General features: G+C 46.4%; 8 protein-coding genes and 1 riboswitch. Of the genes, 6 read left to right on the top strand and 2 right to left on the bottom strand.

Annotated features, from left to right (window positions below; translation table 11 throughout):
- The first annotated feature begins 169 nt into the window (after window positions 1–169).
- The 5 genes from AAHF22_RS15765 (at window position 170) to AAHF22_RS15745 (ending at window position 7,620) form a co-directional block, all read left to right on the top strand.
- Window positions 170–1,558 (top strand): TldD/PmbA family protein, encoded by a 1,389-nt coding sequence (locus AAHF22_RS15765; RefSeq protein ID WP_347325983.1) that lies wholly within the window; start codon window positions 170–172, stop codon window positions 1,556–1,558.
- Window positions 1,559–1,561: 3 nt separating this feature from the next.
- Complete coding sequence (locus AAHF22_RS15760; protein ID WP_347325982.1) at window positions 1,562–2,905, top strand: TldD/PmbA family protein; 1,344 nt, start codon at window positions 1,562–1,564, stop codon at window positions 2,903–2,905.
- 538 nt (window positions 2,906–3,443) lie between these two features.
- The gene (lysA, locus tag AAHF22_RS15755) at window positions 3,444–4,778 is read left to right on the top strand and encodes a diaminopimelate decarboxylase (RefSeq protein ID WP_347325981.1); all 1,335 of its coding nucleotides are present in this window, start codon (window positions 3,444–3,446) and stop codon (window positions 4,776–4,778) included.
- A gap of 270 nt (window positions 4,779–5,048) precedes the next feature.
- Window positions 5,049–5,480 carry a peptidylprolyl isomerase gene (locus AAHF22_RS15750; protein ID WP_347325980.1) on the top strand — a complete coding sequence of 144 codons (432 nt, stop codon included), beginning with the start codon at window positions 5,049–5,051 and terminating at the stop codon, window positions 5,478–5,480.
- 535 nt (window positions 5,481–6,015) lie between these two features.
- Window positions 6,016–7,620: an amidohydrolase gene (locus tag AAHF22_RS15745; protein WP_347325979.1), complete on the top strand. Its 1,605-nt coding sequence runs from the start codon at window positions 6,016–6,018 to the stop codon at window positions 7,618–7,620.
- 1,027 nt (window positions 7,621–8,647) lie between these two features.
- Here AAHF22_RS15745 and AAHF22_RS15740 read toward each other — a convergent pair.
- Together AAHF22_RS15740 and AAHF22_RS15735 are read right to left on the bottom strand one after the other, a co-directional pair.
- Window positions 8,648–9,874, bottom strand: a complete 1,227-nt coding sequence (locus tag AAHF22_RS15740) for a replication initiation protein (RefSeq protein WP_347325978.1) — start codon at window positions 9,872–9,874, stop codon at window positions 8,648–8,650.
- A gap of 840 nt (window positions 9,875–10,714) precedes the next feature.
- The gene (locus AAHF22_RS15735; protein WP_347325977.1) at window positions 10,715–11,713 is read right to left on the bottom strand and encodes a quinone oxidoreductase family protein; all 999 of its coding nucleotides are present in this window, start codon (window positions 11,711–11,713) and stop codon (window positions 10,715–10,717) included.
- Window positions 11,714–11,830: 117 nt separating this feature from the next.
- Here AAHF22_RS15735 and AAHF22_RS15730 point away from each other — a divergent pair, with 117 nt between their 5' ends.
- Complete coding sequence (locus AAHF22_RS15730; RefSeq protein WP_347325976.1) at window positions 11,831–12,175, top strand: winged helix-turn-helix transcriptional regulator; 345 nt, start codon at window positions 11,831–11,833, stop codon at window positions 12,173–12,175.
- Between the two features lie 102 nt (window positions 12,176–12,277).
- A riboswitch (FMN riboswitch) is annotated at window positions 12,278–12,448 on the top strand.
- Window positions 12,449–12,534: the final 86 nt, after the last annotated feature.

The following is a 12,534-nucleotide window of genomic DNA, read 5'->3' as shown; positions in this document are numbered from 1 at the left end:
GTTTGTAAAACTGTAATCGCGTATAACAAGCATAACATGCTGTTCACCACACATCGATTAGGATGCGATCCGGTTCGATGTTACAATATAAGGAAAAGTAAGCATTTCATATGCAAGCATCATGACTGCACATGCTCAAGCTTGAGCAACAACGACTGGAGGAAACCCGATGCTTCAACCTATCGTAGTGGAAAGAATATTGCAGGCTGCACTGGAGACAGGCGGCGATTTTGCAGAAGTTTTCGTAGAGGATCGTACTGATCGCGATCTGGGCATGATCGGTGGCGTACTGGAACGGGCGTTATCCGGGCGTGATTATGGCATTGGGATTCGCATTTTAAAAGGAGTCTTTTCTGTCTATGCGTACACAAGTGATTTGAGCGAAGACAATCTCCTTCGCACAGCACGCAAAGCAGCAGGAGCGCTTGACGGTTCCAAACTGGATACGGTGCTGAATTTTGAACCATTGCAGGTAGATAATCGCCATCCGGTGCTACAGCAGCCATCGGCAGCACAAAATGCGCGCAAGCTCGACATCATGCGTATGGCGCATGAAGCGCTCAAGCAGGGTGATCCGCTCATTGAGCAGACGTCGGTGGGCATTTTAAGCTGGCAGCAAAAAGTGCTGATCGCCAATTCGGAAGGACTATGGGCAGAAGATACGCGTACCTACACGCGTCTTCGTCTGAGTGCTGTCGCTGTGGATGGCAATCAGCGTCAGTCCGGTATGCGTGCTCCGGGCGCACTGGCTGGGATGGAGTTTATCGAAGGATTGGATATTGGCGCAGAAGCGGCGGAAGCAGCACGTATCGCGGCTACGATGGTCAAAGCCGGTTATGCGCCAAGCGGTAAATTACCGGTCGTGATTGAAAATGGCTTTGGTGGCGTATTGTTCCACGAAGCGTGTGGTCATGGGCTGGAAGCGACTGCGGTTGGTGTAAATGCATCGGTGTTTGCCGGTAAACTCGGTCAGCAGATCGCTTCGCCTGTCGTGACGGCGATCGATGATGGCACGATTCCGAATGCATGGGGATCGCTCAATATCGATGATGAAGGTATGAAAACGCAGCGTAATGTGCTAATCGAAAATGGAATTTTAAAAGGCTATCTGATCGATCGTGTCGGTTCACGCCGTATGAATATGGCACCAACCGGTTCAGGCAGACGCCAATCGTATCGTTTTGCGCCAACATCGCGTATGAACAATACATTTATTAGCGAGGGCGATTCTACGCGCGAGCAGATGATCGCTGCTACGGAATATGGCATTTATGCCCGTTCGCTGGGCGGTGGCTCAGTCAATACAGCGACAAGTGATTTTAACTTCGCTATTAATGAAGCATATATGATTCGTAATGGTAAAATCGCCGAGCCGATCAAAGGCGCTACACTGATCGGTAAAGGGATTGATACATTACAAAAAATTGATATGGTCGGTGGCAATCTGGATCATGGGCAAGGGATGTGTGGCTCGGTTAGTGGCAGTCTGCCGGTAAACTGTGGTCAACCTACGCTGCGTGTATCTGAAATGACCGTTGGCGGTAGAAAGGGGGAGTAAGCGATGAAGATTACGCAATTTCAAGAGCGACTATTTGAACAGGGCCGCGAATATGGATATACCGATATGGAAATCTATTATTCGGCTAGCCGTTCCGTAGCCGTAACGGTGCGTGGGGGCGAAGTGGATAGCTATCGTGTTGCCGAAACGCACGGTATTTCTTTTCGCGGACTGATTCGTGGGCAAATGGGCTATGCTTCTACCGAGCAGCTTGAAACGGACAGCATTGCTTTTTTGCTGGAAGAGGCAGCAGGTAATGCGGCAGTGCTTGATACTAACGATGATAGCGATCTGTTCGGTGGATCAGATCAATACCCACAGCTTCAGACGTACACGGCTGGTTTACTGGATACACCACCTGACAAGCTGATCGATGCAGCGAAAAAGCTGGAGCAGCTCGTCCTTCATGCTGACAAGCGCATCACAATGGTACGTCAGAGTTCGGCGAGTGTACGTGAACATGAGGTACTGATCGCCAATACACGCGGTCTGCATTGCCATCAGCAGGACAGCATTGGTAGCATGAGCGTCTACGTACTGGCAGGTACCGAAAGTGAGACGGTAAGCGGAGGCTGGTTTGATTATGATCTGAGTAACTTTGAAGCGATTGATCCGCAACGTATAGCGGAGCGTGCCGCTTATGAAGTCGTCTCCAAACTGGGCGCTTCCTCGATGCCGTCCGGCATGATGCCTGTGATCTTACGCGAGGATGCGGCATCTTCATTGCTCGCCGCTCATGCCTCGATCTTCTCGGCGGAGCAGGTGGAGAAAGGTTTTTCCAGTCTGGTCGGCAAGTTAGGTCAAACGATTGCTGGTAGTAATATTACGCTCGTCGATGATCCGCTTATGGAGCGCGTGCCCGGCACAACGATCTTCGATGCGGAAGGCGTCGCTACCAGCCGTCACGTATTGATCGAGCAGGGGAAGCTGAACACATTCCTCCATAATCGCAAAACAGCTACCAAAGCAAGTACAACGACGACGGGTAACGCCGCCAGAGGTGGTTATAAAGGCAAACTGGGTGTGTCCTATCATAATCTACATTTGGAACCCGGTACACGTAGTCTGGAGCAAATGATCGCCGGGATCGAGCACGGCGTGTTAATTACAGAGCTGCATGGACTGCATGCCGGTACCAATCCAACCAGCGGTAACTTCTCGCTTAGCTGCATTGGCTATTTGATCGAACAGGGTGCGATTGCCCGTCCGGTGAATCAGATTACCGTGTCTGGTAATTTTAATGAGTTGTTAAGCGATGTGGTTGAATTAGGAAATGATGCCCGTTTTACAGGAAGTTGTACTTCGCCATCGCTGCATGTGCGCGAGCTGTCGATTTCGGGTTCGTAGGTAGTCGAGGATTCAGACGAACTCCTAAAAATTTTATCTTTGAAGCTTTAAAAGCCTGATCGTCCCATAGGGTAATATACGATGCTGTTCCATCAGAATATCGTATACTACCTTATGGGGCTTTTTTAAATAAAGTTGTACACTTCATACATCTAACCCTGTACACTTAACAAAGTCATAAACGGAGACAAGGATATGAGGCGAAGCACGATTTTGGAGGGATAGAAATCTTTATATCTTCCCCATGCCAAAAGATTCGCGTGGCTCCACTGAGTCCGTTCCCATATCCCCCATCACAACTTTATGCCAAGTTAACACTCCCACATACATCACCCTTCCATTTGATGCTACAATATGACAGAACCCTAACCATAAAACGCACAAAACGTGCAAAATACAAATGTTCAGCACAATAGTCCATTCTGAACACCAGCCAACAATTTTATACTGACGATACATTACACAATACGCAGTGATCAGGCTAACTTTAGCCTGACCTATCGCTGCATCCAGTTGACAGAACGAACGGAGGACAACGATGTATTTACATGGAACGAGCACAATCAATGAACAGGGCCATCTGGAAATCGGTGGCTGTGATACAGTAGAACTCAAGGAACAATACGGTACACCGTTATACATTATGGACGAGCAGCTGATCCGTCAGCGTTGTCGTGACTATATGGATGCTTTTCGCGCAACTGGCATGGAATTTCAGGTAGCGTATGCGAGTAAGGCATTTTGTACGATGGCGATGTGCCGCATCGTTGAAGAAGAAGGATTATCGCTCGATGTCGTCTCGGAAGGTGAGCTGCACACGGCGCTACAGGCAGGTTTCCCGTCTGCACGCATTCATTTTCACGGTAATAACAAAACACCGGATGAGCTTGAGATGGCGCTGGATGCAGAGATCGGCTGCTTTGTCGTAGATAACTTTATCGAAATGCAAATGCTCGATGCGATCGCAGCGGAAAAAGGGCTGAAGCCCGGCATTTTACTGCGCGTCACACCAGGCGTGGAGGCGCATACCCATGAATTTATTTCTACCGGTCAGGAAGATTCCAAATTCGGTTTTGATATCGGTAACGGTACAGCCGAAGAAGCGGTAAAGCTGGCGCACAAGCTGGCACATGTAGAGTTACTTGGTTTGCACTCGCATATCGGTTCACAAATTTTCGAAGTGGATGGCTTTCAGGTTGCTGCCCAGCGTGTAGCTGATTTTGCCCGTCAATTGCAGCAGGAGATCGGGGTTATTTTTAAAGTGATCAATCTTGGCGGTGGCTTTGGTATTCGGTATACGGAGGAAGATAGCCCACTCGATACGGCTGAATACGTGCACGCGATTGCCGATGCGGTGAAGCAGCAATTTGCCGGTCTGGAAGGACAATTGCCGCAGATCTGGATTGAGCCAGGACGTAGCATCGTAGGGGATGCAGGTACGACGCTGTATACGATCGGCACGAGCAAAGATATTCCCAATGTACGCAAATATGTTGCTATTGACGGTGGTATGACCGACAATCCGCGTCCTGCGCTGTATGATGCTGTCTATGAAGCCGTGCTGGCGAATCGCGCAGATGATGAAGCGACCGAGCTTGTGTCGGTAGCTGGCAAATGCTGTGAAAGCGGCGATATGCTGATCTGGGATATCGAGCTGGCTGAGCCAATCGCCGGCGATCTGTTGGCTGTGTCTTGCACAGGTGCGTACAATTATTCGATGGCGAGCAACTACAATCGTATTCGCCGTCCAGCGGTTGTACTGGTGCATGATGGCGAAAGCGATCTGATCGTTGAACGCGAAAGCTTTGAAGATATTACGCGCAATGATGTGGTGCCTGCCCGTCTGCGTAGTAGCGTTTCGGTTCAGCGCTAAGTGTCACCATTTCCTTTACCCTTTACGGGTACCGACATTTCATAGTAAACTGATAGGGTGCTGTGCCACGGCTGTACTGCTGCGGGCATGGCATCCTGTATTTATGATGCGGGCCTATAACCGGAATGGTGGCGAGTGGACGCTAGAAATAGCATAGCGGCAGGACAGCGCGAACGTTATCAGAGCAAGCACTTCGTTTATCATTTCGTCGCAGTTTTATCTATCCGGCATGATCATCATGCCCATTGCTGAGAGGAGATCGATGTAATTATGACAAAACAGGCAAAAATCAAACTGGCAAACGGTGGCGAGGTTGTCATCGATTTGTTCGATCAAGATGCTCCTAATACGGTAGCAAACTTTGAAAAGCTGGCTAATGATGGCTTTTATAACGGTCTGAGTTTCCACCGTGTTATTCCAGGCTTCGTAGCACAGGGCGGTTGTCCGAATGGTACAGGTACAGGCGGTCCGGGTTACACAATCAAATGTGAAATCAACCCGAACAAACACGAGCGCGGTTCACTCGCTATGGCTCACGCAGGTCGCGACACAGGCGGTAGCCAGTTCTACATCTGCTACCAACCACAACCACATCTGGACGGTCAACATACCGTTTTTGGTAAAGTTGTAAAAGGTATGGAGTATGTTGATGCATTCCAGGGCCGTGACAAAATGGAAACCGTTGAAGTCGTAGAAGCTTAATTTCACGAATTTACGCATGTATCGTATGTGCATATATCGTAAAACATCGTAAAACAAAAACGAAGGTTGCGTGGAGCAGCCTTCGTTTTTTGTATATTGAAGATCGTTTCGTGCATCTTTTGTGCATCTAAAGTAGCTTTATATATTGAAGATTGTGTTGTATAGTCAAAGTATTTTTGTACAGTAAAGATAGCTTTGTACATTGAAAATAATTAGTATAGTCAAGTACGTTGACCGAGATGAATGTTAACTTTACATCCGATTTAAATTCTTATTTACAAAAATGCCATCATACAATCCAATATAATGTTTAACCTGGTCAATGTATTAGGCGTATGCAGCAATGTTAGAATACACAGCAATGTTAGAATTACACAGTACATTGATCTGTACAGTCACAAATGTACGATAGTAGTTGAGCCAATCCTGCTTATGTTAAACTAAGCATAGTGATCTGTTGGTAATGATCATGAGCACAATCCGAATCCGAACGAAAATTCGTCTATTCCAGATGACTGAGCGAAGGAGAATACAGATGACACAAACATTATACATAAACGGACATTTTCGCCCTGAACTTGGCTTACCTGCTGGAACAGAAGCGATCTATGCTGAACAGGGGATCATTCGCGCCATCGGCAGCCATGACGAGCTGAAGCTTCAGCTTAGCGGTCAAAGTTACACAACCGTCGATTGGGACGGCGGCTATGTGTTGCCCGGCCTTGTCGATTCACATATGCATCTGTCCATGCATGGCATGAAGCTGTCGATGCTGGACTTTTCCAATGTACGTTCCAAACAGGAGATGCTAGAGCTAATTCGGCAGCGTGTTGCGATCACACCAGCCGGAGAGTGGATTATGGGTTTAAACTGGAACGAAAATGTATTTACCCCGGCGGTGCCACCGCTGCGGAGTGAGCTGGATGATATTACTACCGAGCATCCAATTTATTTGACCCGTACATGTTTTCATGCGTTTCTCGCTAACAGTGAAGCATTTCGTAGAGCCGGGATTGTTGCGACTACGCCCGATCCGCCTTCCGGTTCATTTGGACGCGATGCGGCTGGTGAGTTCAATGGCTGGGTATATGAGGAAGCGAATCAAGCGTTTGTGCGCGTTCAGCCTGAGCCGGATTATGCTACCAAAAAAGATGCGATTCGCCGTGCCTGTCAGGATGCGTTACGTCTCGGTTTGACCGGAGCGCATACGGAGGATTTGCGTTTTCTCGGTAACATCGATACGATGCTGCGTATCCATCGCGAGCTGCATGAGGAAGGTTTGCGTTTTCGCAGTCATCAGCTTATTTATTATACACATCTGGACGAAGCAGAATCGCTCAAACTGCGTGCAGGCGATGGGGATGAGTGGCTGCGTATCGGTGCAGCCAAAATTTTCTCTGACGGTGCTATCGGTGGACGGACAGCATTACTACGTCAGCCTTATGCCGATGATCCATCAACTTTCGGTATGGCGATTCATGATGAGGCTTGCCTCGGTGAACTGACTGCACGCGCGCGTAGTCTCGGCTTCCCAATCGCCGTCCATGCGATTGGCGATGGTGCTGCACAGATGACGATTACAGCGATGGAAAATCATCCGTTGACAGGAATTAGTCATTTACCGGATCGCTTTATCCATGCTCAGGTTTTGGATCGAGAACTAGTAGAGCGGATGAAGCATCTGCCGCTGATCGCAGACATTCAGCCCCGCTTTGTGGCTAGCGATTTCCCGTGGGTGCTGGATCGTGTTGGCCCAGAACGAACAGAATATCTATATGCCTGGAAAAAGCTACTGCAAGCAGGTATTGTCTGTGCTGGCGGTAGCGATGCTCCGATCGAACCGCTTGATCCGCTACTCGGCATGCATGCTGCGGTTACGCGTCGCCGTCCAGATCAATCCGAACCGGTAGCAGGTTATTTGCCGGACGAGCGCTTGAGCATTACGGAAGCAATAAACCTGTTCACAGCAGGCAGTGCTGCGGCAGTTAGCGAACAACAGACGCGTGGACGTATTGCCGTCGGTAAAGCTGCTGACTTTACCGTGTTGGATCGTGATGTGTATACGGAATCAGAGCAATTGCTTAGTGCTAAAGTACGCATGACGGTTGTGAATGGCGAGACAGCTTATACTAGCGTTTGAGTTTGAGTAAGAGTAATGAACAATCGAAATACCCTGATGACGTTAAGCATCAGGGTGTTTCAGCATCGTATATAGTTTGATTTTGTGCAAACATGATCGATAATTGGACAAATGTAGGGTTAATATGGACACAAATAGGGTAATGACCATGCTTATTCAACGGTATACGCCCTATTTTTGTCATAGTTCGATGGATAAAGGCTAAAATGCTGTCCATGTTGCACTTCATATAGGTCGACATTGTAATTCATATCTACTTATAGAACGACCGTACATGTGTAGATGTTCAAAGTATTTGCTCATTGAGGCGCTTTTGGCAAATATATAACGATGTCAGATGATGCTAAATTATTCAGAAATACTTGCTCGATAAGGCACCCTATTTTTGTCCATCTTTCTCATCGAACGTTACGATCGACTCTATTTGAAAATACGAATGGAAGATATAGATATAGATATAGATATAGACGTAGATGGATAGGATGAGCATGGGCGTAAGTAAAATAAGCTGACGATTCAGCATAAGATCTGTTTTTTGCGTCTCTTAGTCTGCAAATCAACTACTGAAAATTAACTATAGAATAAAGTATAATATCAGAGTTAGACAAATGTAGGGTTAATGTGGACACAAATAGGGTAATGATAAAGTTTGCTCTATGGCATACGCCCTATTTTTGTCATAGTTAAAGCAGATTGGGTTAAATCGTGTTTCTTTTTACGCTTTCTATGCCTTTTTATAGGCTCGGTATGCTTTATTTATAGAATATGTGAGCTTTTATACGCTAACTTTGCTTGTTTATCGTCATTGTGAAAGAGTTAGATCGATCAAGTGATCGCCCTAGTAACGATACGCCCTATTTTTGTCCATCTTTAGAAATGGCATTGAACCAATCTCCATAAAATACATCAAAAAGCTCAAAAAGCTCAAAAAGCTCAAAAAGCTCAAAAAGCCAGCATCCATCAAGGTTGCTGGCTTTTGATCGTCTATCGATCATTGGGATGATATTGTCTTATCCTGTTTATACATTCATTCCGTCTCCGTCTGTTGCTGGCAATATAGCTCAAATGTATAGTCTTTAAAATATTTCTTTTGAATATACTGGATAAAATAACTACCACTTTCGCTAAGCGGATCGATAACCTGATCATCTACAATATCGATACCTAGCGTGCGAACGCTATATTTTAGCCCTTCCAGCTCCAATTGCATCTGTTGAGGCGACAGATTGTCAATATAGAGCCGAACTTGCTGCGATAGCTCCTGAATATAGGCTTCCATCTGATCAATACTCATCTGCTTCGCTTGCTGTGTGGCGATTTGTTCTTCTTCCAGACCAGAGCGCTTTTTGCGATAATCGGTTTTTAGTGCTGACATCGTATAAGCAGGGATGTCTTTGATTTTACCGCGCTTGGCATCGCTGCGAACGACTTCTAAATTTTCGGCAATATAATGCTTATCATATTGCGTTAGCACCTGATCAATCGCTTTTGCCTGTAAACCAAATTCTTCTTTGAGCTGCTGACGCAGTCGGGAAGAGGTATGATGGCGAGTCCCAGCAGGCTTGTCGGCATTTGCGATCACACTTGTTTTGGAGTCAGCAGATTTGCTGCTAAGCAGAAACTTAATCTCCGTAATTTTACGTCCGGTTTTCATTTCCTCAAACGAAAATGAAATATCCGTATGCTTATTAATTTCCTGCTGCGCTTTAACGAGCACACGCTTTTTGAAATCGGCATAAACGGGATATTGATCTTCAATGCCAAGCAGTTCTTTCAGCCGTTGTACGGTAAACGTGCGGCTACCGATGCGCTCATATTGCTTGAGTAACTCGTAAATCCGCATCGCATACGCGCTTTTCAGCTTAATAATATCGATCAGTCGATACGTGGTGAACTTCTCTTTCAATTGCAGCAAATACGGCTTCAGTTTGGGCGAAAACTCCACTTCGACGACGCCTTCACCCGGAAAATATTCGGCAGAGGCAAGCCATGTCACCTGCAAATTGTCATGCAAATAAAACGGCTGTGACATCAAGCTGTATGTATAATCCTTAATTTGCTGATGAATGTTTTTGTTCTTCACGCCGATCATTTTGGCAAATTCGGAAATTTTGAATCGATACGGCTTAAAATCATCGTCATGCGGAGAAAGGGTACTGATCAACACAATGACAATCCGCATTTCAACGACCCCTAATTTCAATGGTGTCTCGATCAAGTTGTTTGATTTCGTAACGAGGTTGTTGCCGCGCATGTCAATTCCTCCACAACAAATAATAAAGCCCATTATATAGCATAAATGAGTAGAAACATAGAGTGAAAGCAACAACGAGCGGCTTGTGATGTTTTACTCCTGTTTTACATTTCTTGTTTAACCTGTTTTAAAATATTTACTTGTTTTATAGAGTCAGAAAGTCAGTATTATCATAGCTTTTTCAGCTTCAAGGTGGACAACTTTAGGGTAAAAGAGGACATTTTTAGGGTCAGTTATAGACGTTTTTAGGATGAGGTATGGACGAATTTAGGGTTGCATGATGGACAAAAATAGGATGAAGTCGGACAGATTTAGGGCGAAAGAGGACAATTTGAGGGTCAGTAAGGTCAAAAATAGGGCAAAGACGCCTGTTAAGCGATCTTTGCCCTATTTTTGTCATAGTTCTGCTGTAATCACACGTAAATGATATTAAATCCAATCATTGGAAATCGATGTTGCCGTCCTACGCCCTAAATTTGTCCATATTAAAGTCCACACAAAATTAAAGTCTCCATACATGATATGCACCAAGCTTTTGATGTTATTTGTGCTCATAGGTGGGTGTGACTTCTGTTTTCATGATTTTTAAGCCAGCGAGATCCTAACTTGCTCGCACGATGAGAAAAGATTGTGAGAAAGACAGACAGCAACACAGACAGACAGCCCGGAGCATTTGTCGTATGCGCTCCGGTGCTGTCTACGCTGTCTATTAGTAAGGCTGGTGAACCTGTATCCGTGCTTGAGCTGCGTATCATGCGATCGTGTACTGTCTATTCATCATGCTTCATTTGTCAAAGGTGCTCAATTTAGTATATGTGCTTATATTTCTGCAATAGTGAGTTAATTATTTTCATCAATACGTATGACAATATTCCCGAACTGCTCGCTTTGCTGCATTCGTTGGAAGGCAACACCGATATCAGATAGCGTATACACGTGATCTATCACTGGACGAATACGATGCTGCTCCAGCAGTGCAATCATAGCTGCAAATTCTGCATGACTTCCCATCGAGGTGCCCACAATGTTGATCTGCGGGAAAAATAACGATCGCATCGGAATCGTAATTTCGTCACCGGAGCTGGCTCCGAATACAACGATCGTTCCATTCGGCTTGATCACTTCAAAATATTGCGAGAATATTGCTGGACCGATACTGTCCAAGATGAGATCTATCGTATGGGAACCCATCTCCTGCACCCAGTCGCCATGACTGTCCAGCACACGATCAATCGGCAATTGCTGCGCCTGAGCGCGTTTCGCTCCATTTCTGGACGTGGCGGTAACGTGCGCTCCGATCGCGGATGCCATCAACGCAGCAAAAGTAGCGACGCCGCCACTGATGCCCGGAATCAGCACATGGTTGCCCGGCTGTACATGCCCTTTTGTGAACAAGGCACGATAGGCTGTAAGCGCAGCTAGCGAAAGTCCACCGGCTTCTTCCCATGACAGATACGCTGGCTTGCGAACGACATTTGCTTGCGGCACAATGACATATTCGGCGAGTGTGCCTGAAGTAGGGCCACCAAGTATGTTCGGAACGCTAGGCACTTCATCTGTTTTGACCCAATCCAGGCATGGGTTAATGATCACTTCGGTGCCGATTAGCAGCTCATCCACGTCAGCACCAACCGCTTCGATCATGCCCGCACCATCTGATCCGAGAATTAGCGGGACATCGTGCTCATTGCGCGCTGCCATTAGAAACAAATCGCGATGATTTAATCCAGCTGCTTTCAGTCGTATTTTCACCTCACCTGTACCGGGAAAACGTTCCGGCATCTCTGTCTGCTGAAGATGTTCTATACCTGAACCGCCTGTATGTATGATTGCTCTCATGTTGTACCTCCTGATAGGATAATGTTAGATTTCAAGTATATAGGTTGTGCATACATAGCATAAGTATGCACATAAAGGTTATAAACTAACCTTTATGTTAGTCATAGGAGGATCGATATGGACTTTGATGTCAAATTTGGGAACTGTCCCATTTACTACACCATTTCGAAAATTGAAGGGAAATGGAAATGGGTGATTTTGTACAAGCTGCACAAATGTAAAGTGATCCGCTATAACCGACTATGGGATGAACTGAAGCCAATCGCGCATCGGACACTCAGTCGACAGCTCAAGGAACTGGAAGCGGACGGACTTGTGCATCGGGAACAATATAATGAAATTCCGCCACGCGTGGAATATTCGTTAACTCTGGTGGGCGAGACGCTGGCACCGATTTTGGAACTGATGTCTGAGTGGGGGGCGGAGCAGCTCAGCAATGCTCAATTCCAACATGATGGATAAGAATTGTTGATTTTCGATGATCAAGGTGATATGATTTCACCATTACGCTGTATGTTAGTATGCAGCGGATGATTGGTAAGTGATACCTACAGTTGAATAAGTTTATATCCTCGGGGCGGGGTGAAATTCCCCACCGGCGGTGTTGAGATACCAGACGACTCATTGTCGTCTGTAAGCTCTAAGTCCGTGACCCGGCATGCATCTATGATGCTTGGCGGTGGATCTGGTGAGAATCCGGAGCCGACAGTATAGTCTGGATGGGAGAGGAACAGAACAGGTCTGACGTATGTGCAGGCGCTGTTCGTATGGAGATTCATGCGTTTTGGACAGGCATGAATACAGGATTGCCGATTGGAGGT

The sequence above is a fragment of the Paenibacillus wenxiniae genome, assembly GCF_039822605.1.
In the GTDB taxonomy this organism is placed as follows: domain Bacteria; phylum Bacillota; class Bacilli; order Paenibacillales; family Paenibacillaceae; genus Saccharibacillus; species Saccharibacillus wenxiniae.
This window is presented reverse-complemented; position numbering and strand designations above follow the sequence as displayed.

Bases quoted from the DNA above. Each gene is read 5' to 3' on its own strand.
- AAHF22_RS15765 (WP_347325983.1), top strand. From the start codon at position 170: ATGCTTCAACCTATCGTAGTGGAAAGAATATTGCAGGCTGCACTGGAG.
- AAHF22_RS15760 (WP_347325982.1), top strand. From the start codon at position 1,562: ATGAAGATTACGCAATTTCAAGAGCGACTATTTGAACAGGGCCGCGAA.
- lysA (WP_347325981.1), top strand. From the start codon at position 3,444: ATGTATTTACATGGAACGAGCACAATCAATGAACAGGGCCATCTGGAA.
- AAHF22_RS15750 (WP_347325980.1), top strand. From the start codon at position 5,049: ATGACAAAACAGGCAAAAATCAAACTGGCAAACGGTGGCGAGGTTGTC.
- AAHF22_RS15745 (WP_347325979.1), top strand. From the start codon at position 6,016: ATGACACAAACATTATACATAAACGGACATTTTCGCCCTGAACTTGGC.
- AAHF22_RS15740 (WP_347325978.1), bottom strand. From the start codon at position 9,874: ATGCGCGGCAACAACCTCGTTACGAAATCAAACAACTTGATCGAGACA.
- AAHF22_RS15735 (WP_347325977.1), bottom strand. From the start codon at position 11,713: ATGAGAGCAATCATACATACAGGCGGTTCAGGTATAGAACATCTTCAG.
- AAHF22_RS15730 (WP_347325976.1), top strand. From the start codon at position 11,831: ATGGACTTTGATGTCAAATTTGGGAACTGTCCCATTTACTACACCATT.